This is a genomic window from Asaia sp. HumB (genome assembly GCF_030263835.1).
GTDB classification, from domain to species: Bacteria; Pseudomonadota; Alphaproteobacteria; order Acetobacterales; family Acetobacteraceae; genus Asaia; species Asaia bogorensis.
This window is the reverse complement of record NZ_JARPML010000002.1, coordinates 674613-699063: the sequence shown is the minus strand read 5'-3', so window position 1 is coordinate 699063 and position 24451 is coordinate 674613. Positions and strand designations below refer to the sequence as shown.

General features: G+C 57.5%; 13 protein-coding genes. 7 read left to right on the top strand and 6 right to left on the bottom strand.

Annotated elements, in window-relative coordinates; genetic code table 11:
- Positions 1 to 585 (top strand): tetratricopeptide repeat protein, encoded by a 585-nt coding sequence (locus tag P5689_RS04345; protein WP_285532230.1) that lies wholly within the window; start codon positions 1 to 3, stop codon positions 583 to 585.
- Between the two features lie 49 nt (positions 586 to 634).
- Here P5689_RS04345 and P5689_RS04340 read toward each other — a convergent pair whose 3' ends face one another.
- From P5689_RS04340 to P5689_RS04320, 5 genes are all read right to left on the bottom strand, one after another.
- The gene (locus tag P5689_RS04340; RefSeq protein ID WP_031241304.1) at positions 635 to 919 is read right to left on the bottom strand and encodes a hypothetical protein; all 285 of its coding nucleotides are present in this window, start codon (positions 917 to 919) and stop codon (positions 635 to 637) included.
- A 279-nt stretch (positions 920 to 1198) separates the two neighbouring features.
- On the bottom strand, positions 1199 to 2959 hold the full coding sequence (locus tag P5689_RS04335; protein WP_285532229.1) for an AMP-binding protein: 1761 nt from the start codon (positions 2957 to 2959) through the stop codon (positions 1199 to 1201).
- Complete coding sequence (locus P5689_RS04330) at positions 2952 to 4355, bottom strand: autotransporter strand-loop-strand O-heptosyltransferase (RefSeq protein ID WP_285532228.1); 1404 nt, start codon at positions 4353 to 4355, stop codon at positions 2952 to 2954. The genes P5689_RS04335 and P5689_RS04330 overlap by 8 nt, the downstream gene beginning before the upstream one ends.
- 1 nt (position 4356) lies before the next feature.
- Positions 4357 to 5508 carry an autotransporter strand-loop-strand O-heptosyltransferase gene (locus tag P5689_RS04325; protein WP_285532227.1) on the bottom strand — a complete coding sequence of 384 codons (1152 nt, stop codon included), beginning with the start codon at positions 5506 to 5508 and terminating at the stop codon, positions 4357 to 4359.
- Between the two features lie 14 nt (positions 5509 to 5522).
- Positions 5523 to 6500: a glycosyltransferase family 4 protein gene (locus P5689_RS04320; RefSeq protein WP_285532226.1), complete on the bottom strand. Its 978-nt coding sequence runs from the start codon at positions 6498 to 6500 to the stop codon at positions 5523 to 5525.
- Positions 6501 to 7135: 635 nt separating this feature from the next.
- On the opposite strand from P5689_RS04320, the gene P5689_RS04315 reads away from it, so the two are divergent.
- The 4 genes from P5689_RS04315 (at position 7136) to P5689_RS04300 (ending at position 20048) form a co-directional block, all read left to right on the top strand.
- Positions 7136 to 9373, top strand: coding sequence for a Hint domain-containing protein (locus P5689_RS04315; RefSeq protein ID WP_285532225.1), 2238 nt, complete (start codon positions 7136 to 7138; stop codon positions 9371 to 9373).
- A gap of 667 nt (positions 9374 to 10040) precedes the next feature.
- Positions 10041 to 12056, top strand: coding sequence for a Hint domain-containing protein (locus P5689_RS04310; RefSeq protein ID WP_285532224.1), 2016 nt, complete (start codon positions 10041 to 10043; stop codon positions 12054 to 12056).
- 87 nt (positions 12057 to 12143) lie between these two features.
- The gene (locus P5689_RS04305; protein ID WP_285532223.1) at positions 12144 to 13607 is read left to right on the top strand and encodes a class I adenylate-forming enzyme family protein; all 1464 of its coding nucleotides are present in this window, start codon (positions 12144 to 12146) and stop codon (positions 13605 to 13607) included.
- 96 nt (positions 13608 to 13703) lie between these two features.
- The gene (locus P5689_RS04300; RefSeq protein WP_285532222.1) at positions 13704 to 20048 is read left to right on the top strand and encodes a type I polyketide synthase; all 6345 of its coding nucleotides are present in this window, start codon (positions 13704 to 13706) and stop codon (positions 20046 to 20048) included.
- Between the two features lie 96 nt (positions 20049 to 20144).
- On the opposite strand, the gene P5689_RS04295 is transcribed toward P5689_RS04300, so the two are convergent.
- Entirely contained in the window at positions 20145 to 21407 is a 1263-nt protein-coding gene (locus P5689_RS04295) for an MFS transporter (RefSeq protein WP_051395935.1), read from the bottom strand.
- 350 nt (positions 21408 to 21757) lie between these two features.
- Between P5689_RS04295 and P5689_RS04290 the strand changes: the two genes are divergently transcribed.
- Positions 21758 to 22894, top strand: coding sequence for a hypothetical protein (locus P5689_RS04290; protein WP_152530254.1), 1137 nt, complete (start codon positions 21758 to 21760; stop codon positions 22892 to 22894).
- 145 nt (positions 22895 to 23039) lie between these two features.
- Positions 23040 to 24260, top strand: a complete 1221-nt coding sequence (hemA, locus tag P5689_RS04285) for a 5-aminolevulinate synthase (RefSeq protein WP_023979506.1) — start codon at positions 23040 to 23042, stop codon at positions 24258 to 24260.
- Positions 24261 to 24451: the final 191 nt, after the last annotated feature.

Here is a 24451-nt window from a genome sequence, read left to right as displayed (position 1 = left end):
ATGCGGGCTGACGTTCCTGAGCCGGATCGGGAGAATCATGAAGGGGAGGCAGGCATAACGCCTGCCTCCCCTCAGGTCATTGCGCCGCGTTTGCCGCCGCTCGACAATTCGGTGGCGGCGCAACTCTATCTCGCACAATGGAATCTCGATCGTGGGGCGATGAGCGAGGCCTTCTGCCTTTTCTCACAGGCCGCGCGGTCAGAGCATCCGACATGTCTCAATATGCTGGGGCGTGTGTTCGAGCAGGGCTGGGGGACGAAACGCAACGTGCATGAGGCGCGTCGCCTCTTTGAGCGCGCTGCATCAGGCGGTGAGGGATGGGCGTTTTATAATCTGGCCGATCTTTATCTGAACGGCGATGGTGTGATGCAGGACCGTGTTCGCGCCTGTACCCTTTACATGGAGGCAGCCCGCCGCGGTGTGGGCAAGGCATTCAATATGCTCGGGCTGATTCACGAGGATGGCTATGGTGACTGCCCTGCCAATCCTCTTCACGCCAGAGACTACTATAGTGCCGGGCGCGATTGTGGCGACGCGGCAGCTGCTATCAATCTGGCCCGGCTCGACGCCCTGAGTGGCGTCTGAAGGATAGCCATCGGCCTGAGGCCGGATGCGCCGGGGCGATGTGCGACGTTTAGTTGACCGAGGCTTCCTTGCGTTCGCCCATTGCAAATGCCTTGAGAATTGATTCCGCCAGCAGCTTGGCCGCTTTGGGCGTCAGGCGCAGATGAGCGGTCGGTGCCACGACAATCTCGTTACCATAAGGGCGCTCTGCCGCGAGTGTGACCGTGATGATACCTCCGACATGACCATAGACCGGCACGTTGTCGGCAAAGATGATCGGTGCGGATTCTGCACTGAGCGATGCAATCCCCTGTGCGATCTGATGCAAGATCTTGTCTGAAGTATTATCTGCCATTTGCAGAGTGCCTTTGATTATTGATTGAACGCAGCCGGGTCGAGGCGACGTTAAGAATGTCATAACGCCTTTACCCGAACAAGCACGGTTCTTGAGGCGAAAGCGTGGCGCGTCTTGCAGGCTTGGCGTGAAGCTTCGACGTCGTGTTCTGAATACGTGACCGACATGGCCTCAAACAAGGCCAATATGAGCCCATACCCGTAATGTGAGAAATGCTGGCGCGCATCCGACTGGTCTATCAGGAAGGACGTGTCGGATGCCGTCTTTTCAAGCCAGGCGTCAGATCATGCGGCTCATGCCTGTTGCGACGGGAGCCTGTGTATCACCCGAGAGAACGATGGCCGATTTCTCGGCAAGGATATTTTCCAGCGTCAAATCAGCCCGTATCTTGCCGCTGGGTGTGCGGATCACGAAGCCCTTGCGAATGAAATAGAAGGCGAAACGGGCGATGCGATAGCTGTTCATCGTCGCGACAATCCGCTGTCGTAGGGACGGGATGGCCTCGATATTGTCGTGCTCGACGATCAGACTTGGCAGGTCGCGCTCAGGCAGGGCGGGCGGCACCACGACGCAAAGCGCGCCATCGAGTGTCTGACTGAGTGAGAGGGCGATATCATTCGTATAGTAGACATTCCCCTCATAGAGGAATTTTTCACTCAGGCGCCCGACATGGAAAAGCTCGCCATGGTGAATAAAACCGAAATCCTGCGTGCGGAGATACCGTTTGCCTCCGCGCTCAACAAAGAACTGCGCATTGCGAAGCGGACTGTTGAAATAGCCAACACTGACGCTGGGACTATCGATCCAGATTTCACCGACCGCGCCTTCAGGCAGGAAGGTCTGATGTTCGGGCTCGACGATATGGATATGCTGGTCCTCGTGGGGCGTGCCACAGCTTGCAAGAATGGAAACGCTCTCGCGGTCAGCCTCATTGCCTGGATTGGCGAGCGGCAGCGCCTTGCCGTGACTCAGGGCTTCGCGGTCGAATGCGACAAGACTGACACCGGCGCCTTTGCGTCCGGAGGTCACGAGCAATGAGTTTTCGGCCAGACCGTAACACGGGTAGAAGGACCCGCCTCGGAAGCCCTGTTTCTCGAAGCGCGTCTTGAATTTTTCCAGCGTATCGGGACTGATATTCTCTGAGCCATTGAAGGCAATGGTCCAGCGTGAGAAGTCCCAGTCAGGCGAAATGTCCTGCTCTGGCAGGCGGGCGCAATAGCGGTACGCAAAATCGGGGCCGCCGGAAATGGTTGCTCCATATCGGCTGATCGCCTGGAGCCAGCGCGATGGCTTCTCGATGAACTTGTCAGGTCCCATGAAGTAGAAGGGATTGCCCGCAGCCAGTGCAGGAAGCACGGCGCCAACCAGACCCATATCATGAGTAAATGGCAGCCAGCTCAGCCCGGTATCATTGTCCTGGTATTGAAACGAAATGAGTTGCGCGTGAATATTGTGGCAGATGTTGCGATGGGTGAGGCAAACGCCTTTCGGGTTTTCCGTCGAGCCCGATGTGTACTGGATGACTGCCAGTGTATCGGATGTGAGCGCGACCGGCTCATCAAGCGGCACCGCCTTGAGGGCACTTTCAAGCGGAATCCACTTCAAGCCACTTTTGGCGGCCTGCCCCTGATGGAAGAGGGTCAGTGTATCGCGTTTGCCCAGTACAGCCTTTGCCTCACTATCTTGCAGAATGAAAGTAAAGCGTTCCGTAGCCCCGATGGCGCTGGGATAGACACCTGAAACAGGCACATGCCCTGCATACAGGCACGCAAAGAAAGCCACGATATACTCGATGCCGTTTTCGAAAAGGAGAACGACATGAGCGCCCTTGGACAGGGTACGTGCGAGATGGGCACCCGCCGACGCTGCACGCTCATGCAGTTCGACGGCGCTTAGCGTTTCGGTGACGTTCTCTCCATCACCGAGGAAAAGGAAAATCGGATTTTCCTTTTTAGTCAGGCGGCGGAGCCTGAGCAAATCGACGAGCGTGCGTTCCTTCCAGGCCTCTGTTCCGACAATGGCCTGTTCGTCTTCATACATCTTGCAAAGCCTGTTCGCTGTCGTCGGAGGAAGGCACTGTCACCGTGGCGTGTTGCGCATGCAGTTTGTCGCAGTAAGCGATGACATATTCGGGGGTAATCAGTTTGGTGCATTCGAACTGCCGGGGCGTGTCCGCATGGCGTGGGCAAAAGAGGATATCGCTGTGCTCGAAGGGTGTTCTGATATCGTGCCAGCAACTATTGCAGACATGAGGATTGAACACGCGATAGGGCGTATGGAACTCGTTTGACGGATGGGTAAATCCACTGATCATGACGACCGGCGTTCTGGCCGCCCAGGCGAGCCAGGACAGGCCACTTGAGAGGCCGATAAAGAACGCTGCGTGATGGAGCCACCAGGCGCGCTCGGCGAGCGGACGGTCCCCCGTTTCGTCACGGGTGCCATGCGGAATATAGTTCCAGTGATTGCGATGACCGCCCACCGGACTTTTGTCGATGCACACGACCTCGTAGCCAAGCATGTGCAGATGATCGATCACCTTGTGCCAGCCATGCGGGTTATTCCAGTACTTGCACTGGCTTGAGGCCTGGGTAGCGATCACGACATAAGGCTTGTCGATCGGGCGCGTGGCGACGGGCCATGGCGCGATACGCGGTGGTACTTCCTGATCGTCGACGCCCAGAATATGCGCGGCTGTCCGGTGCAGGCCCACCAGACGGAAATCCGAAGGCTGCCAATTATGGTCGGCATCGCTGAAAAAGAGGCCGATATAGTACGTGGCGTAGAATTTCTCGCGTTCGGCTGCATACTCAGCGAGTGTGCAACACCGGATCCCTGGGTACTGACCGGCAAATAATTTGCAGGCTTCCGGATTCATGGCGACCGTTAATCGGCAGTGGTGTTTTTCCTGGAACTTGATCGCATAGGAAAACCAACCGACAGCGTCGCCCAACGTGTTGCCAGGCAGCAATATGGCCACGTCCCGGTCACGGCAGTCATATTCGTGAACGAGAACGATCTCATTGGTATCAAGAGACTGCACCTCGATACGCATGGGGATGAAGTAGCGCTTTACCCCGAGGATCGTGCAATTGCTGGCTTCATCGTTATAAAGATATATCGAGCGCTCCATGTCCATCATTTTGACCTGCCAGCGACCCGGCGGCACGCTGATGCGCGCCCCTGCGTTGAAGTCGAAGGCAATGTCGTGCTCGGTACGTTGCGTGGGCGACGGCGCTGGTTCAGGGAAAGCGCCGCCGTCAAGCAGCGCCGGGGTACTCGATACGTTTGAACTCGATGACGTCTTAGTCGCGTCGCTCTCTGCCTGCGGATCGGCGTTTTCGTCGCCGTCCGCTGGATGGTTTGACGCCGCACCAGAGGTATCGTTTGAGTCGAAGTTCAGGATTGAATCGATGATGGCTTCAATCTTGCTCATATCAGCCTCGGCTCTGCCGGTCGGCGATGACCTGATTGATCATCAGTTCAACCTGTTCGTATGCGATCATCTTCGTGCATTCGAAGTCACGCTCTGTGTTGGCGTGACGGGGGCACCACATATAGTTCGTACGGTCGAACTCGATCGTGACGTCATTTGAACAACCATTGCAGACATGTCGATTGATTACACGGTATGGGGTCTCAAACTCGTTATAGGGCTCAGTGAATCCGCTGATCATGATGACGGGGCAGGCACTTGCCCACGCTAGCCACGACAAACCGCTCGACAAGCCGATAAAGAAATCGGCGTGCTGGAGCCATCTTGCACGCTCGCTCAGCGGGATGGCTCCGGTCATATCCTCAGCGCCGTGGGGAATATGGTGCCAGATCGTTTCGTGACCGGCAACACGATCACGATCGATACAAATCACGCGGTAGCCCTTTTCCTTCAGATAGCTGACGGTGCGGCGCCAGCCCTCGGGATTATTCCAATATTTGTTATGGCCGGTCGCTTGGGTGCCGATACAGACATAGGGCTCCTCGATAGGGCGCCCTCCATCGGCAATGCGTATCCTTGGACGTCTTTCCTTTGGAGGCATTCCCAGGATGTAGGCTCCTGATACGATCAGGCCGACTTGCCGGTAGTCGGTGGGCTGATGATCGCGGTTCAGATCGTTGAAGAAGATAAGAACCTTGTAGCGCGCGTAAAAGCCTTGCTCGAGGATCGACTGGTCCTCGGTAACAATGAGTGCATCGTTTCGTCCCGCAAATAGATCCGCGAAACCCGGGCGTACAAGGCAATGTATACGACAACGATGGCGAGCGGCAAAGGCTTCGACATGCCCCATCCAAGCCAGATGATCCCCCAGAGCGCCAAGGTGCATATCAATCAGGATATCCTTGCCGACAAGACTGAATTCATGCTCGAATACAGTCACACCCCTGCGCTGGACACGGAAGGCAAAAGGAACAAAGTATCTCTTGGTCGTGCAAACCACGCCAGCCGCGAGATCTTGTGCGAACAAAAGAGTTTGGGTGGCGGTATCCTTGATTTCTACGCGCCATTTATCAGGAGGTAGGCCGATACGGCAGCCGTCCTGGAAGTCGTACTTAATTCCCTCGGGGCCGACCTGGCTCAGCGGAAGGTCCATTTTGATGCTCTCGGCTATACGGCGCGGCAGCGCGCGCTGTGTTCAGCACATATCTCGCCGTAAACCCGAAGAACGGCCTGACGTGTAGCGCTAACTGAATATTGACGAGCGGTCTTTTCAGCATCGTCGAGCATTCTGTCAATGCGTGGCGACCTCTGCTTGAATTCAAAAATAAGTTGAGCGAGACAATCGACGACTTCCTCACATTGTTCCGGTGAGAACCAGTGGCCGTTGCGGTGCGAGGCATAGTCCTTTCCGCCTGTCCCATGGAAGCCCACGAGCGCGCAGCGGGACGCCATAGCTTCAAGTGGGGTGAGCGGAAGTGCCTCTTGTCGTGACAAAGCTAGAAATATAGCTGACTTTCCCATGATGTCCGCGACTTCGCTTTGACTGCAGTTTTCCAAGAGGTTCCAGGGGACATTGCTGGTTTCAGGATATTTGAGATGCAGCATGCACATAATGATAAAAAAAAGCGGTGAATTCACGCTTTCTGCGGGCCATTTGCGCGGATTGGTTGTGATGCAAAGCTGTTTTTCCCTGGGGTGGAAGAGCTTTGTATCAACCGAATTCGGGATGATGTGTACGTCGGGAACGCGCAAGACCGCTTTGAGAGACTGGGCTGTCTCATTTCCTGGTACGATGAAATGCCGGAAACCCATGTCATGTAGAGCTTGGCCGCTCTGTCTGTAGCTATAAAGATAAAAAGGATTTTGGCAGAATAATACCTTCGTGCCCGCGAACGGTGTCATCGCCATTTCGAGCAGCCAATCTGCTAAAATTTCAGGGAAAATCAGAATATCGTCGTCCGCCGCGCTGAAATTGTCGCAAACGGTGATGTGGTCCGAGACCTCTATCCACGTTGGCTTGCCGGCCGGCTGGTAGATCATCACATCGTAGCCTGCCTGCGCGAGAATTTCGGCATGCTGATAGGTGACCTTGACCCCGCCCGAGATGACATCTGGGCTGAACGGATTAAGAAAAATAATCTTCACTCTCAGGGTCCCTTACCGGTGTGAAAAATTGTCATGCAGCGAGGTAGAAGTTCTGGGCCCGATGTTCCAGTGACGAAAATACGACCTGCTTCCCGCCTGCATTGTTGCACGACACCTTGGCATTTCTGTTCCACCAAGGCCCAGGGGTATCCTTTCCCACGGTGCAGTCACTCGCGCTTGCATGCTGCTGAAATATCCCCGACAGAGCTTTGTAAAAAGTAATTCAGACCACAACCCGAATGGGACGCAGTGATTGTCATTAGTGATAACGAAATCACAGTAGTATCAATCTCAAATCAGGATTCTAACAGGACGATTTGACGTTCGCAAAAGTTAATTAATTACATTTGATTGACTATGACGAAGTATTAATTTTCATTCCTTTGACGCGCAAAGCGGCGCTCTACGCCAAGGCCATCCACTTTTTGGATAGCGCAAAAGTGATAGCATTATACAAACACTTACATGTTGCATCGCCCGCGAGTTCATGACATCGGTTGTTTGCTAATAGACAACGTGCCTCTCTTTCAGGGGAGGCGCTGTCGATGGTCGGTAAATTGAGGCGTCTAAAAAGACCTCATCGCGCCGCACGCGATGGCTGGATGCATCAGACCGTTATTTGTTGAGGGATAAAGATGGCTATCACATCCAATGTCACCGCAAGCGGTGCGAAGATTTCTAGCGCAGCCGGTGTCTACTCGGTTCTCAGTGGCGCAACACTGACCGTGCAGGGCGCCGGATTCGTTACCAATGGCGCAATTGTCTCCGGGTTCGGTAAGGGTCCGAACAATTCGGGTGCTATCCCTGGCCAATCGGGTGGCACTAACTATCCGGCGTTGTTGCTTGCATCCGCCGGTGGCATTGTTTCCGGCTCGACTGTAGGCTTTGGCGGCGTCGCCATGGGTGTTTATGGCGGTACCGCAGCTGGCGGAACGGCTATGAACAGTGGCTCCTTTGCAGCAGCAAACGGTGGTTTCGTAAGTGGCGTGACTATCGGTTCGAACGGTGGTTTGCTGGCTTCGACTGTCGCTGGCGAAGGTGGTGGCGCTGGAACTGTGATCGATTCCCATGTCTTGGCTGGCGGTTATGCGCTGGCTGGTGGTGGCTTCACCATCAAGGGGCAGGCTTTCGCAGGGTCTGGCGTCATCTCTAGGGGCACATTTGACGTCGGCTCCACGGAGATACTCGTCTCGGGCGGCACAGATGTAGGAAGTCTCATCGGCGGCACCCAGTTCGTTTCATCTGGCGCAAGTGCTCTCAAGAGCATATTCAGCGCGGGGACCCAGCTCATCTCGGCTGGTGGCGTTGCCAGCGGGTCGATTGCTTCGGCGGGTGGTCGTATCGAGGTTTACGCTGGGGGAGTCGGCTCTTCGTTTACGATCGGGTCGGGCGGAACGCTGCATGTAAATGCCAACGGTATCGTGAACGGGGTTCAGATCCAGGCAGCGGGGGCTGCGTCGGCGGATGCGGCCGCGGTGGTAAATGCGGCAACAATATCTGGCGGTGGTACGTTGACTCTCGCTTCGGGTGCAACGCTTGTAAACGGCGTGCTCGCTGGGACCACGAAAGACGGCGGCGCTGGTGGCCTGCTGGTACTCGAGTCTGGCGCGGTACTGAGTGGTGTCACCAGAATGGGCTGGAAAAGCCGATTGGATATTGATAGCCTCCTCTACAATTCCGGTGCGAGAATCCAGACGTCAGGTAATACGGTATCAGTCCTGGGCCCAGACGGCACGGTTCTGTGGACCGGTTCATTGACCGCCGGTGTGGCGTCTGACTATCACTTGGAGGCCGATCCTACTGACGGAAGCATGGTGCTCGTCTACGACAAGTGCTTTCTAAAGGGGACCATGATTCGCACCGATCGTGGCGAGATTGCGGTTGAGAATCTGGTCGTGGGCGATCAGGTGCTTGCCATGGTCAACGGTAAAGAAGTGCTACGTGAAATTATCTGGACCGGTCACCGCTCGACTACGGTTCGCCAAGGATTGCCCGACGATGAGGCCGGTTATCCGGTACGTATCAAGCAGAATGCGCTTGGTGAGAATGTACCGCACAAGGATCTGCTTGTAACGCCTGAGCACGCCATGTTCCTGAACGGTGCCTTTGTGCCGGCTCGTATGCTGGTGAATGGAAGTAGTATCTTCTATGATCGCACTATTACCCAGTTTGATTTTTATCATGTGGAAACGGACGAACATTCGGTTATTTGGTCTGATGGTGCACTGAGCGAAAGCTATCTTGACACTGGCGATCGCAAGACCTTTTCGCTGAATAGCCCGGTTGTGCGTTTGCTGAATGCCCCCCAGCGGGATTGGGCTCTCCATGCCGCTGCGCCGCTGAAGGTCGAGCGCGATTTTGTCGAGCCTCTCTTCAATGAACTCGAAGCGCGGGCGAAGGTTCTCGGTATGGAGCGAATGGCGCTTCCTGCGGCGACGACTGGTGATTCCGACCTGCATCTGGTTGATACATCCGGGCGTGTGATCCGTGCTCTGCGCAAGACGGGTCGTGCGCACGTCTTCATGGTGCCAGCTGATGCGAGCGAATTACGTATCGTCTCTAGGACTGCCCGCCCGGTCGACATGGTTGGACCGTTTGTAGATGACCGCCGTCACCTCGGTGTGCTCGTCGGGGAAATTCAGATTTGGGAAGCGGGTGAAACTCGCGTGCTCGATACGCACCTCAAGGCAGATGCTTTGTCTGGCTGGGCTAACCGCGAGCAGGGCGCTCATCGCTGGACAACGGGGAATGCAGTTCTTCCGTTGACGGATATGCGTTCGGGCGTTGCTGCTATGCTTTCAATCGAGATCCAGGCGGGTGGCCCGTATCTGATTGAAAAGGAAGCAGACGTTGATCAGGCCGCCGCTGGGTAAGCGATCCTGATCAGTACGGCGGGGCGGAAGGGGGTATCGACCCCTTCCGCCCTTTTCCATGTTTGATGACCGACTACCGAGCCGTTTGGGTTCGGCTGTCAGGATATGCGGTCCTGCTCCTCGTGCGGAAAATTCACGTTTTTTTTAGCGCAAGAAACCAGTTGCGATATGCCGCCTCACCATTGAGGGGACATCTGAAAACACCGGGAAAACATGGACTTAGTTATCCGCCAAAATGAATGTTTGTATAATCAAAATATTGGATAGAATGCATCTATAATAAGTTCTGATATATCAGCTCGTTGCGTGTCGATTTCTTCTATGCCAGGGATTTATGAGTTAATTAATTGTGAACGATCACATGGTGTGCCCCATCTTCTGTATTTCTGTACGGAAGATACTGCCTATGCTTGTCGCCAACATGGCAGAGCGGCGCCGATGAGACGTTCCTGGCGGGGAGGATGGCACATGGGTATTACCTCTACAGGCATGAGCGGTAACGCGTCGATTATAAAGACGGGTCCGACCACATACCGCGTATTGAGTGGCGCGACGCTGATTACGACAGCTGCGCAATATTCAACGTCGAACGTGTATGTTGACGGGTTCGGCGCCGGTGGAACTAATAACCCTGCGATGCTTATTGCGTCCGCAGCGGCCGTTGCGTATGGCGCAACAGCAGTTTCAGGGGGGGGTCGTCCTGGCTGGTGGCAAAGGCGTCGTCGCAGGCGGCACAGCCTATAACAGCGGTGGCTTTGCGGCTATCAATGAGGGCGTCGTTAGTGGAGCTACGATCGGAAATCAAGGCGGCGTCCTTGCCAGCCAGATATCCAATTATGGCGGTTCTGCGGGCCTTATTGTTGATACCCATGTGCAGTCGGGTGGCGTTGGGCTGGCAGGCGGGGGCTTTACCCTTAAAGGGCAGTCCTTCGTTGGTCCGGGGGTGATTTCCGCCAGTAGATTTGACATCGGATCGACCGAGGCGATTGCCAGTGGTGGCACGGATCTTGGTAGTATTGTGGGCGGGACACAGTTCGTCTCGGCTGGCGGATCGGCCGTTGGTACGCTTTTCAGTGCAGGCACTCAGCTGTTGGGCGCAGGTGCTTGGGCCAGCGGGTGTATCGCTTCCGCTGGGGGGCTTATTTATGTTGGCGGCGGCGCACGCAGCATTGCTGCGACCCTTGGCGCAGGCGGAAGCCTGGTGGCTGACGCCTCTGCCACGGTCGACAGGCTGACGATCCAGGCTGCCGCTGCTGCCACGCTTAAGGCGCAGTCCTACATGACGACAGCTCTCATTGCAGCGGGCGGCACATTGACCGTCAATTCCGGTGCGACCCTCGTGAATGCCGTTATCTCGGGCATCAGCACAGAGGGTGAGGGTCCTGGTGGTCTGCTCGTCGTTCAGTCTGGCGCTGTTCTCAAGGGAATTACGATCGGCTGGAAGGGGCGTATTGATGTGGATACGCTGAGTTGGACCGATGGACAACGTATTGTCTACGGGAACAACTCGATCAGCATTGTTGATGCGACCGGAAAAATTGTCTGGACGGCTGATGTCCATGGGACAAAGGGTAACGCCGCGACGGATTATCACCTTGAGCGTGATCCGACAGATGGCAGTACGATCATTGTCTATGACAAGTGCTTCCTCAAGGGCACCATGATCCTGACAGATCGCGGCGAAATTGCCGTCGAGGATCTGGCGGTAGGCGATCGCGTGGCGGCTTTTGTTGATGGCGAGACCATCTACCGTGAGATTGTCTGGCTAGGTCATCGCTCTACAATCGTCCGTACGTGGCTCGAGGATGACGAAGCGGGTTATCCCGTGCGCATCCTTCGCAACGCGTTGGGCGAGGGTGTGCCGAGTCGGGATCTTCTGGTGACTCCTGAGCATGCCATGTATCTCAATGGGGCTTTTGTACCCGCACGTATGCTCGTCAATGGCCGTAGTATCTTCTACGACCGCACCATCACACACTTTGATTATTATCACGTCGAAACAGATGAGCACTCTATTATCTGGGCTGATAACGCCCTGAGCGAGAGCTATCTCGACACGGGCGACCGCAAGCGTTTTGCGCAGCCTGGCGCTGTCGTGCACCTTCTGAATGCTCCCGAGGCAACATGGGACGGTGATGGTGCTGCTCCGCTGCGTGTTGATCGTGGTTTTGTCGAGCCTCTGCATGCCTCTCTGGCGCACCGCGCCGCGTCGCTTAACCTCGGATCAAACCAGCAAGCACCTGAAATTACTGAAGATCCTGACCTTCACCTCGTGGACGAAAAGGGACGCATCATGCGCAGGATGCGCGTGGTCAATCGTTCCAGCGTGTTCATGCTTCCGCCCGATGCCAAGCGCGTAAGACTGGTTTCGCGTGTTTCGCGTCCGGTTGATGTGATCGGGCCATTTCATGATGATCGTCGTCATCTCGGTGTGCTTGTTGGCGAAATCCAGATATGGGAGGCTGATAGAACACGTCATCTTGCTGACCATCTGAGTGATGAAACTCTTGAAGGTTGGGCAAATATTGAGGATGGTCGTCAGCGGTGGACAACTGGCTCTGCATTGATTGATCTCAGTGATCGACAGTCTGATGCAGTTTGTATTGTTGCAATTGAAGTCTTGGCAGGTGGGCCATATCTTACACAGGCCCCCGCCCAACTTTGCGGAGCTCAGGTGGGCTGAGTTTCATGGTTTAATCGGGCCTCTTCTGAAAGGGGGACCCAGGGCGGCCATCATGGCCGCCCCGTTTGCGTTTGGGGATTGTTATTTATGTTTCATGTTATGGCCCTGCGGCATGCCAGGCAGAACCCGCAATCCCTGGCATTCGACAGCCTCGCACAGGATTGGACGTTTGGTCAGCTTGATCATGATGTGACGGCTATAACACAGGCGCTGATCAAACTCAGAGAGGCCGATCCGAGACTGGTCGGAATCCATTGCGGCAATCTTTACTGGCATTGGGTACTGATTCTGTCTCTGGCATCGCTGGGGCTTGCGAGCGCCTCATTCCCCGAGAGTTCCGACCCGTCCTTTCTGCGTGATGTCCGCCTTCTTGAGCCGGATATCATGATTTCCATGGGGGGGCTGTCGCTGCAGGATGTGCAGGTTCTCGAAATCAGTGACGACTGGCTGGCGCGTGTCTGTCAGGCTGATGCGAAGCCCTGCAATCACGCGATTGATTATGATGCCGTCTGCCGCTACGCGATTGCCGCAGGAACGGATGCCGAGCGCCAGGTCCTTGCCATGACGTTCCGTCAGGCGGAAATGGCGATCATGCATATGGTCATGCAGGACGAGTCCCTTACTGCCGTTGCCGCCACGCATCCCCATGTGCTTTCCACAATCGGCGTCATCTCGCTGACGGGCTTCATTGTTGGTTGCACCGGGTTGTGCAGCGGCTCACCGCTCAATTTTGTCAGTCACACCGATATTGGTATTCTGATTGCAAGAAAGATCCCGACTGTCGCCGTCGTTACGCCGGGTCATCTCGCACATATTCTCGAGGTTCTGCCGCCGGGCATGAGGCCGCTCGATACGCTCAGGCTGGTAGTGACGGGCGGTCGTCTTAACCATTTGCTGCGTGACAAGGCGCTGGCCCGGCTCACGCCTCATATCCTGTCAGCCTACGGGACGGATGAATGCGGCGCTCTTGCGCTCGGCGATGCCGCAAAATTTACAGCGGACGATATGGTGGGTGTTACCCCTCCCTGGGTCACGCTGCAGATTGTCAACGAGCAGGACGAACTGGTCGCACCCGGCGAGGAAGGTATTGTCCGTATCAGGAGTTCCGGTCTGCTCGACGGTTATGTCGATCGCCTGTCAGGTCAGGCCCGTCGGTTTGCGGAGGGCTGGTTCTATCCCGGTGATCGCGGGCGGATCGATAAGGAAGGCATAATTTGTATCACCGGGCGTGTGGATGATCTTGTATCCATTGGTGGTGAAAAATTCGATCTGGGCGTCGTTGATGACATCGCGCGGGATATGCTCGAAATGCGTGAACTTGGCAGTTTTCTCTCTCTTGATGAGACCGGGCGCACACGCATCAACATCGCCATTGCCTCTTCTTCGGAGTTCGACACGGAGCGTCTCGCTCAGGCGCTCAGGGCTTTCTATCCCACTCTGCCGCCCGTTCGTGTGATGTCCGTTGATCATATTCCCTGGTCGCTCGATGGTCGCGTGGATCGCGAGAGATTGTCGGGTGCCTTCCAGCGTTCGGAAAATACGCTGGGTTGAATAACAAGAAGGGTCGGCATTGTTCGGCCCGCAACAACAGGCACAGGATGAGAAATCCTGGCAGCGCCGTATAAAAAGTAAGGTTCGAGTTCCATCATGTCGCGCAACAAAAAATCTGATATCGCCATCATCGGGATCGGATGCCGGCTGGCACCCAACATCACCAATGTTGACGAGCTCTGGTCATTTCTTTGCGCCGAGGGGGAAGCGGTTACCGACATCCCGGAGGAGCGCTGGAGCGTCAAACGCTTCTATGCCGAGGAAATCGAGTCCCCGTCGAAAACCTATATGCGCAGGGGGAGTTTTCTTAAGCGCAACATACATGAATTCGAACCGCTCTTTTTCGGAATTTCGCCACGTGAGGCGCAGATCCTTGATCCCCAGCAGCGCCTGCTGCTTGAGGTGACGTGGGAAGCCATGGAGACGGCGCGTGTCCTGCCGTCTCGTCTGTCCGGTCACAAGACGGGTGTGTTCATCGGCATTTTTGCAATTGATGCCCATGCTCACACATCGAGCCCCTATAATCTGCCGACCGTGCGTGATCATTTTGCCGCAACGGCGACGCCCTCAACCATGCTCTCTGCCCGTCTGGCGCATGTGTTCGATTTTCAGGGACCATGCATGTCGATCGACACCGCATGTTCGTCGTCTCTTGTGGCCCTGCACCAGGCCTGCCGGGCTTTGAATGAGGGCGATATCGATGTCGCCATCAGCGGCGGTGTCAGCCTTATGGGGTGCCCCCAGACGTCGATTTTCATGTCCAAGGGGCATTTCATCGCGCGCGACGGTCGCTCGAAAAGCTTCGATGCTGCAGCCGATGGTTATGGTCGTGGCGAAGGCAGCGTGGTGTTCATTCTCAAGCGTCTGGAAGACGCCGAGCGCGATGGCGATACAATTCATGCCATCGTGGGCGCAACAGGCGTCAATTCGGATGGACGCACGCAGTTTCTGACGTCGCCCGATGCTGGCGCGCAGTCGCGTCTCATGACCGAAGTTCTGGAACGCGCCGATGTCGATCCGCGCGACGTGGCCTATGTCGAGACGCATGGCACCGGAACGCCGGCAGGTGATCCGATCGAGACCTACGCGCTGTCGCAATCCATTGCGCGTTTCAAGGACGAGAAACTCGTTATCGGTGCGGTTAAGGCCAATCTTGGTCATACCGAAGCAGCGGCCGGTGCGCTTGGTACGCTCAAGGCGGCACTCTGCCTGCGTCATCAGGCGGTCCCCCCCCAGCCAGGGCTCAAGACGATCAACCCCTCGATCCATCTGGACGAGTGGAATCTGGAGATCCCGCGCGGCTCGACACGATCGCTCGGTGAGGGGAAGATCGCGCGTTTTGCAGGCGTCAACTCGTTTGGTTACGGTGGTACCAACGCCATTGCGGTCCTGCGTCGCCCTGATGACAAGGCCCCCGTTCGCAGCGGGCACAATGCTGCCCGTCGCATCAACGGCAAGATTCCGTTCCTGCTCACCGCGTTTTCCAAGACCTCGCTACCGCTCATGGCAGCAGCCTATCGCGAGCGTCTCGATGGTGAGGCACAGCCTGTTCTGGGCGATCTCGCTTTCAGTCTCGCCACGTCACGCACCCTGTTTCGCCATCGCCTGCTCGTCATGGCGCGTGACGAACAGGAACTGGCGGATAGGCTTGATGCCTATCTGAAGGACCAGCGCGAGGAAGGGATGTTCCAGGCAACGGTCGAGGCAGAGTCCGGCCGTGGCATGGTGTTTGTCTATTCCGGCGTCGGCCCGCAATGGTGGGGTATGGGTCGTTACCTGCTGCGTGAGGCGCCGCAGGCTGTTCTGGACAAGGCGCGCGCCTGTGACGCCTTGTTCAAGGCGTTGTCAGGTTATTCGATCTGCGAGGAAATCCTGCGTGAGGAGGCCGATAGCCGTATCGACAACACGGCCATTCTTCAACCCGCCATTTTCCTGATCCAGGTTCTCGTCACCGAATATCTGGCCTTGCAGGGTATTCTGCCGGATGCCGTGGTTGGTCACAGCATGGGCGAGGTTGCTGCCGCCTATGTCTCTGGCGGCCTCAGCCTGGAAGATGCCGTCACCGTCATCTATTACCGCAGTAACCTTCAGGGTACGCTCGACGGCACAGGCCGCATGCTTGCTGTGGGCCTGTCCGCAGAAGCGGCAGCCGAGCTGATTGCGGCGGAAGCACCGGAACTCTGCGTAGCTGCCGTCAACGCACCGACCACCTGCACACTTGCAGGGCCGGAGGAGGCGATACGCCATCTGGCCGCGCACCTCACGCAGAAGGGGCTGTTCAACCGTGTTCTGAATGTGGATGTCCCCTTCCACAGCGCCGTGATGGACCGGATCGAGGGGGATCTCAAAAAGGCTCTCTCAGGGCTCGCACCGGGTGCGGCATCGACGCCATTTTATTCGACAGTTTACGGCAAGCTTGCCGATGACGACCACCGGGCAGACTCTGGCTACTGGTTCAGCAATGCCAGACAGCCGGTCCTTTTTGCCTCCGCTATTGAATCCTGCCTGGCCGATGGCTTTACGCAGTTTGTCGAGATCGGGCCGCACCCCGTCATCGGGCGTGCGCTTAAATCTGTTGCGGACAAGCAACAGGCCAAGCTGAGTGTCATCAGCACTCTTAACCGGCAGGAAAGTGAGGCAAAATGCCTCGAGAATGCCGTTGCCAATATCATCCTGCATACGGCGCGCCTCGATTGGGCAGCCATTACAGGAGGGACGCTGATCGACCTGCCGACCTATCGTTGGTCACGCGAGGTTTTCCATGCGGAAAATGAGCGCGAGCGACGGTTCCGCCTCGGCGGCACGGGTCATCCGCTGATCGGCTTTGGTGCCATGACACCGGGGAAATCCTGGGTTGTTGATCTTACCGAACTGGGCGTGCCCTGGCTCAAGGACCACTGCATCGACAATGTTGTGCTTCTGCCTGCCGCGGGATTTATCGAGTCCGCTCTGGCGGTCGGTCACGAGATCGAGGGTCAGACAGGTGTCGTCCTTGAAAACCTCGAGATCATGGCGCCGCTCGTGGTGCAGTCAGGCGATAACCCGATCTTGTATCTCGATTATGACGAAAGCCGCCGTGCGCTTCGTTTCCATAGCGCCAAGGAAGAATTCTCCGAAATGTGGATCGACCACGGCAAGGTCGATATCCTCTCCGCAGCGCCGTGGCCCATGCCGGTCATCGACCGTGCGATGGTCGAGCAGGCGCTCGAGCAGGGGGTGGATGGGGCCGGGCTTTATGAAAGGATCCGCAATCACGGTTTCTATTACGGGCCGCGTTTCCAGACCCTGCAGCGCCTTGCTGTGCAAGATCGGGTAGCCTATGCGCGTATCGGCCTGACTGAAGACGAAATAGGTTCGGCAGAAGCCTATTATCTGCATCCGGCCCTGCTTGATGGCGCAATGCATGCGCTGATCGGGCTCGTCCCCGAGAGCTTCTCTGATCATATGTATGTGCCAGTCGGCTTTGATCGTCTGAGCTGCTTCGGCATGGGCACGACCGAGGTGCTGGCACGGGTCGAGATCACGGCGATCACCAAGAGCCAGATCGAGGCGTCACTGCGCCTCTACTCCACGACCGGTATGCCGGTAGCCGAAGTCAAGGGCATGCGCCTTGCCGAAGTGCCGCGCATCCACAAGGAGGCTGCCACACGCGTCGAAACGCAAGAATATTACACCAAATGGATCGAGTCCGAGGCGTCGATCCTGTTTGCCGAGCCCAAGACCGTGCTCCTCGTTGGGCACAAGAGCACGGCACAGAAGAAGCTCGGTGCCTTGTTCGAGGAAAATGGCGTGACGGTTCTCTCGACGCCGCGCAGCGGAGAGATCACGCCCCAGACAATCGGGCTTGAGGCGGGCCTGACGCTGGATGCCATCATTTACATGGCAGGCCCGACCCCCGACGCGGATTTCGAAAAGCTTGTCGGACAGATCGATGACATGGTGACGTTTGGCACCCGTCTTCTGATGGAGGGGCAGGACAAGCAGCCGAAATTCATCTACGTGTCCGAAAACGCGATCTTCTTCGACCCGGAAGATGTGCTGGCCCACAAGGCCAAGGTGCATCCGGATGGGGCCGCGCTGGTCGGGTTCTTCAAGGGACTGGTCGATGAGCGCCCGGACCTTCAGGGCAAGGTCGTCGATGTCGATACATCGGCCGGTCAGGAGGCGCTGACAGCGCTCGCGGCTGAAATCCTACACGAGGATAACGAGGCTGAAGTCGCCCTGCGCGAAGGTCGCCGTTTCACGCCGCGTTTCATGCCTGTCGAAGGGCAGCCGGATCGCCCGCTTGCGCAGCTTCCCGGTACGCCTGGCATCAAGTTGCAGAAGAGCCGTACGGGCACGCTCGATGGCCTGTATTACAAGGCTTTCGATGTCCGCCCACCGGGACGTGGCGAGATTACCATTCGCGTGCTGGCCACATCGCTGAACTTCAAGGACATGCTCAAGGGCATTTCGGTCCTGCCCGACAAGTTCCTGCTTGATACCTATCACACCACCGAAATGGGCATGGAGTGCTGCTTCGAGGTTGTGGCCGTTGGCAAGGGCGTCAAGAATTTCGAGGTGGGCAAGCGTTATCTGACCTGTCATCCGGGGTGCTTCACCTCGCATATGACACTGCCGGTCAAGGGCTTCCGCGTGATGGCGCTCGACCTGTTCGAGACGGCCGGTCGCCCCCTGACTGTTGCCGAGGCAACGGGTCTGCCGATTGCCATTGCGACAGCGCTTTACTGTCTGCACGACCTTGCGCGCCTCAAGAAGAACGAGATCGTCCTGATCCATTCGGCGGCAGGCGGTGTGGGTCTTGCTGCGATCGAGATTGCCAAGATTATCGGCGCACGCATCTTTGCAACGGCCAGCAGTGACGAGAAACGCCAGATCCTGCTTGATCGGGGCTGTGAAGCGGTGTGGGATTCCCGCAGCCTCGCCTTCTATGACGGTATTCTGGAAGTAACCGGTGGTCAGGGCGTCGATGTTGTCCTGAACAGTTCCCCCGGTGAAATTCAGGCTCATAGCCTTGCGCTGTTGTGCAATACTGGTCGCTTTGTCGAAATCGGCAAGAAGGATATCTGGGAAAAGCGCGACCTGTCGCAGTTCAGCTTCAACGGCAACGTGTCTTTCCACGCCTTTGATCTTGACCTGATGATGGCGCGTGATCACCGCAAGGCGGTGTCGATCTTCGACCGGATTCCCTATCTGTCACGCAAGTTCGACACGGTCATTCTGCCGCACAAGGTCTATCCCGCTTCCGAAGTGCGCGATGCCTTCAAGTTCATGTCGTCCTCCAAGCATATCGGCAAGATTCTCGTGTCGTATGAGGATCTGACGAATGTGCGCGCGCAGCGTCAGCCGGTTCGGCCGGTCGATCCGGCGGCTGCCTATCTGGTGACAGGGGGGCAGGGCGGCCTTGGTCTCGCTACGGCGGCCTGGCTGGCGGCCAGTGGCGCACGGCATCTGCATCTGATGGGGCGCAGCGTACGCCGTGACAAGGAAACGCTCGACAAGATCAAGGCCCTGAAAAAGGCCGGTGCCCGCGTTACGCTGCATTATGGCGATGTCAGCGTTTACGAGGATGTGGCCCGTATCAGATCGGCCATTCTCGAGACGGGTATCCCGCTCAAGGGTGTGTTCCACGCCGCAGGTATTCTCGATGACCGACTGATTTCAAAATACTCGGAAGAGAGCCTGCGCAATGTGCTCAAACCCAAGGTACTGGGCGGGCACCATTTGGACGTGCTGACACGCGACTGCCCGCTGGATTACTTCGTGCTCTATTCCTCCATTGTGACGGTCACGGGTAATATCGGGCAGAGCAGCTATCTCGCGGCCAATGCCTATCTCGATGCGCTGGCCAGCGCCCGCCGCAAGGCAGGTTTCCCTGCGGTTTCTGTCCAGTGGGGCCCGATTGCCGAGGTTGGCATGCTGGCCCAGGAAGGCAGTGTCGTGCAGTTCTTCGAGAATGCAGGGTTCCGTCTGCTCGAAAGCAACGAGGCGCTCTCGCTGCTACCCACGCTCATCAATCGTGACCGCGATACCGTAGCGGCCATGGCGATCGATTGGGAGACATGCTTTGGTCAGCATGGCGCGATCGAGCGTAATCCCAAATTCGCTCTTATCCGGCGCGAGAAGAGCATCAAGAACACCTCGGCGCAGAAGCTGGCCCATCTCCAGAGTCTGTCACCCGAGGAGCGTTACGAGTTCGTGCTGGATAACGTGAAGTCGATCCTCGGCAATGTTCTCAAGCTCGAACCAGACAGCATCGATCCGGGTGCACGGCCAAACGAGCTGGGAGTCGATTCACTGGCTGGTGTGGAAATCCAGACGGCGATCAAGACAGAATTCAATGTCGAGATCTCTCTGCTTGTCCTGTCGCGCAATGAGCCGATACGTGAAATTGCCCGTAACGTGCTGCGTCAGATCAGTCTGAACATGGCGTCTGCCTGAGGCGGGACGGCATCGGGTGGGTTTGATAAAAAGGCTGGTGGACGAGAGTCCACCAGCCTTTTCCGATATCTGACCGTATGAGGGCAGGGCGCTACGCTATTCGTTTTCCATCGTTTCGCCCGGAAGCTCGTCCGGCTCTGCCCACGCAATGGCGCCCACGATCACGCTGGACCCAATGACAAAAAGCTGTGCCGACAGCGGAAGGCCAAGGTTGCGCCCGAATACCGGAACAAGCTTGCCTGCAAGCCCCTGCCCAAGCGAGCCAATGGCATAGCTCAGCCCCATGCCGAAGCTGCGCGTGTCTGAAGGGAAGCGCTTGGCGAGATAATGCGGCACAAGGGCAAAGACGCCCGAGGCAGCAAGCCCCATGATCACGGCCGATACCAGCAGAACGGGATAGGTCTCCGCACTGAGGAAAGGATAGATTGTAAGGATCACCACAAGCAATGTGCCGATAATCACGCGCAGATCACCAAAGCGGCTGGCCAGGGCCCCACAGGACAGCTTGCCCACCAGCGAGCCGATACAGAAACAGCCGATTGGCCAAAACACGAGCGCCGGCGTCAGGTGATGAACATTGCGCAGGATCGTTGGATACAGGCTGTAGATGGCAGCCTTCTGAAACTCCAGAAACGACATGAGCGCAATGGCCTGCACGGCCGCCAGCGTCAGGATGAATTTGGCCTTGGGCTGGGGTGCCGCGCCATTGAGCCCCTTCTGGCGCTCCTGCTTGAGCGTCCATACCGGGCTTTCCTGAACGCCCCAGCGTATGAAGAGGGCGAGCACGGCGGGCGCCAGCCCGATAAAGAACAACAGGCGCCATGAGTAATGCGGCAGAATGACCGCCTGGGCTGCGGTTGCAGCCAGAAACCCGAGTTCATAACCCGACATCATGATGGCCGAGGCCATGGCGCGGCTTTTGCCGGGTACGCTCTCCATCAGAAGTGCTGCGGAAGCCGTCCACTCACCGCCAAAGCCGATGCCGAAAAGGAACTGGATGACAATCAGGCTGATCAGGCTGTGAGAGAATCCTGTGGCCGCAGAAAACACGCCAAACCACAAGACACCCAGCAGAAACGCCAGACGGCGCCCGTAACGGTCTGCCAGCCATCCCCACCCGGTATTGCCAACGGCACGCCCGATGCTTTGCGCCAGAAGTACCGTGCCCATGGCGCTGATGGTGACCCCGAAATCATGGGAAATGTCGGGCAGGGTGAGCAGCAGCGCTGTCTGGTCGAAGGCGTCGAGAAACCAGCCGAGGAAGGCGGCAAAGGTGACGCGCCAGAAGGGTTTGAGCGCGACCAGCGGGGGGTAAGTGAGGATCTGGGACAGGTAGGATTGGCGGGCGGAGGCCGACATGGTCTCGTCCTTGAAATGGGGGAGCGAAAGGAAGCAGGGGGATGGGAACGTCTGGAGAGAGAAGGAGTAAAATCGGTTGGGAGCGAAACGGTTCCATTTCGCCAATGGGCCGGCGAGACAGAGAGGGATGTTTTGAAGGGGCGTCAGGGGGTGTTGATAGAGGACCGATTCACTCCTCATTCTGCCCTGACAGCGGCGGGAAATCGAGTCCCGTTTGTCACCCGACCCTGATTATGCTGCACACTCTGAAGCAAGACGCGCGCGGGGCAGGTGCAAAGCGTTAAGAACATATTATCATTCTCACTTTAGCATCACCTCCTCCTACCCTTGCCGCGAGGAGCTGTGCCGCTTTGCCACGAGATAGCAGCCCGATCGACGATCCTGGCGTGGCAGGGCAAAGCCGTGTCGTCCTTTCGAAAGCGGCCCTCGAAGGGCGCGCGTTGTCAGGAGGGCCGGGTATCAGTGCTCTGGCCGTGCAGCCCGGCCTTTCGACCATGACGATGCCTGACAGAAATTTTCCGGAGAGTGATCGTGCCGGGGTGCGGGTGTCGTGCGTCACGCTCTCAAGCATCATGCTTCCCGATATCACGCGGCCCGACCTTGCCGAGCCGCGTCTTACGCCGGAATGCTGTCACGTGGCTGCCCTTCCGGCATCGGGAATGCCGACGCAGGGGGGCGGGTCGGAAGGCGAGGGGCGTACACGACGTCGTGTCCAGCCTGCCCGACGTTCCGGAGCGGGGGCAGGGTCGCCTGAGCTGCGCTGGACCGGTCGCTATGGGCGCAAGGGCGACTATATCAGGCTCATTGGCTGGGATGTCGCGCCTTCGGGCCTCCAGGGTTTTCGGCGTTCACTGCAGGACGGGCAGGACAGTGCGAAGGCAGATATCACTGTGCTGCGTGAGATCTGTCGTCGTATGGCACCCGTTGGAGGGCATTACAGGGCAAGCCTGACCCTGACGGACCCTCTGTCGCCTGACGAGCCCTTCGTACTGGCCATGCAGGCGGTCTTCGCGGAGACCGGCTTTTCGCCTCAGGCCCTGCGCCTCGTGCTGGATGAACGTCGTTTTACGCTCGCAGGGCGTGACGAGGCCTTGTGTCTGGCGGTTCTGGTCGATTGGGGGGTCGAGTTATGGGTCGGGCGTTTCGGTCAGGGGGTGTCGAGCCTTACCCTGCTGCGTGAGCGTGCCGGTACGGGATTGATCGCGGGCGTCAGTCTCGAAGCCGGACTGGTTTCTGCGCCATCAGGGCTATGGCGGCTGGCTCATCACAAGGAGCGGCAGTCCGAGGAGCGCCTCGATCCGATCGCCGCCAGATTTTTCTCTACCACATGCGAAGCTCTGCAAGCGCTTGGAATCAGGACTCACTTCGCCCGGATCTCCAGTTCTGCGCATTACGGTTTTGCGCTTGCTGCCGGGTTCGATGAAATGAGTGGCTTGTGTCCGGAACTGGAAGGCATTGCGATGGAAGCAGAGCCGCCCTGCGCCTGAAGCAGGGCTGGACGAAACGGCCTACTTGCGACAGGTTCCGCCCGTGTCTCCCTTCGCGTGGGTGCGCACCCATAACGTGAGTTTAACTTGCCCTGCAACGCGGTTAGCTGTTCTGCGCTATGGTCAGACAAGAGGGAATAACGAGATGGCGCAAGTGGATACAGTCTACGACAAGTATTTCCAGACAGCTCTGGACGGCCTCAAGGCCGATGGCAGCTACCGGCATTTTGCCGAGCTCGAGCGTCATGCCGGACAGTTTCCCCACGCCTACCATCACGGTCTGAAGCGCGATATCACCGTCTGGTGCTCGAATGACTACCTCGGCATGGGCCAGCACCCGGACGTGCTCAAGGCAATGCATGAGAGCCTCGCCCGTAGCGGTGCCGGTGCGGGTGGCACGCGAAACATCTCTGGCACCAATCACGAGCATGTAGCGCTTGAAAAGGAGCTCGCAGCCCTTCACGGCAAGGAAGCAGCGTTACTGTTCAATTCAGGTTATCTTTCCAACTGGGCGACACTGGGTACGATCGCAGCGCGGCTCAAGGGCTGCGTCGTGCTTTCTGATGCCGCCAACCATGCCTCGATGATCGAGGGCATACGCCACTCACGCGCCGAAAAGATGATTTTCCGTCATAACGACGTCGAGGATCTTGAGGCAAAGCTCAAGACGATCCCGCTCGATACACCCAAGATTGTAGCCTTTGAATCGGTCTATTCGATGGATGGCGATATCGCCCCGATCGAGGCGATCTGCGACCTTGCCGATCGTTACAACGCCCTGACCTATCTGGATGAGGTTCACGCTGTTGGTCTTTATGGCCATCAGGGCGGTGGCGTTGCCGAGGAACGCGGTCTGGCGCATCGTCTCTCGGTCATCGAGGGGACCCTGGGGAAGGGCTTTGGCGTGGTCGGTGGCTACATTACCGGTAGTGCTGCGTTGTGCGATTTTGTGCGCTCTTTCGCCTCAGGCTTCATTTTCTCGACCGCGCTCCCCCCGATGGTGGCGGCAGGAGCACTGGCAAGCATCCGTCATCTGCGCAACAGCCAGAGCGAGCGGGCGGCGCATCGTCAGGCCGTGGCATGGCTGCGTGAAAGCCTCGACCGTGCCGGTATCCCCCATCTGGACAACCCGTCGCATATTGTGCCGGTCATGGTAGGCGATGCGACGCGGTGCCGTGCGCTTTCTGACGCTCTGCTTCAACGCTTTGGCCATTACATCCAGCCGATTAACTACCCGACCGTCCCGCGGGGCACCGAGCGCCTGCGTATCACGCCGGGGCCCCTGCACACCAAGGAAGATATCGACTCCCTCGTCACTGCGCTGGCCGCACTGTGGCGCGAGCATCGTCTGGCCAACGCCGCCTGAGAGACACAACGCATCCCCGCGACAACTCAGATACATGTCGAGGTTGTTGCGGGCAGATGATGTGATACGCCGTGCTTCGCGGCCTGGCCTGCTACGGGAAACTCCTGCCTCACACTCCGGGGGCAAGCGTGAGGTCGATGACCCCGCTGCAAAGAGCGATACCCGGGCGCGTGTGTCACCCGTCAGGTGAT

Excerpts from the sequence above, each read along its gene's own strand:
- P5689_RS04345 (WP_285532230.1), top strand. The coding sequence starts at position 1 with ATGCGGGCTGACGTTCCTGAGCCGGATCGGGAGAATCATGAAGGGGAG.
- P5689_RS04340 (WP_031241304.1), bottom strand. The coding sequence starts at position 919 with ATGGCAGATAATACTTCAGACAAGATCTTGCATCAGATCGCACAGGGG.
- P5689_RS04335 (WP_285532229.1), bottom strand. The coding sequence starts at position 2,959 with ATGTATGAAGACGAACAGGCCATTGTCGGAACAGAGGCCTGGAAGGAA.
- P5689_RS04330 (WP_285532228.1), bottom strand. The coding sequence starts at position 4,355 with ATGAGCAAGATTGAAGCCATCATCGATTCAATCCTGAACTTCGACTCA.
- P5689_RS04325 (WP_285532227.1), bottom strand. The coding sequence starts at position 5,508 with ATGGACCTTCCGCTGAGCCAGGTCGGCCCCGAGGGAATTAAGTACGAC.
- P5689_RS04315 (WP_285532225.1), top strand. The coding sequence starts at position 7,136 with ATGGCTATCACATCCAATGTCACCGCAAGCGGTGCGAAGATTTCTAGC.
- P5689_RS04310 (WP_285532224.1), top strand. The coding sequence starts at position 10,041 with ATGGCGCAACAGCAGTTTCAGGGGGGGGTCGTCCTGGCTGGTGGCAAA.
- P5689_RS04305 (WP_285532223.1), top strand. The coding sequence starts at position 12,144 with ATGTTTCATGTTATGGCCCTGCGGCATGCCAGGCAGAACCCGCAATCC.
- P5689_RS04300 (WP_285532222.1), top strand. The coding sequence starts at position 13,704 with ATGTCGCGCAACAAAAAATCTGATATCGCCATCATCGGGATCGGATGC.
- P5689_RS04295 (WP_051395935.1), bottom strand. The coding sequence starts at position 21,407 with ATGTCGGCCTCCGCCCGCCAATCCTACCTGTCCCAGATCCTCACTTAC.
- hemA (WP_023979506.1), top strand. The coding sequence starts at position 23,040 with ATGGCGCAAGTGGATACAGTCTACGACAAGTATTTCCAGACAGCTCTG.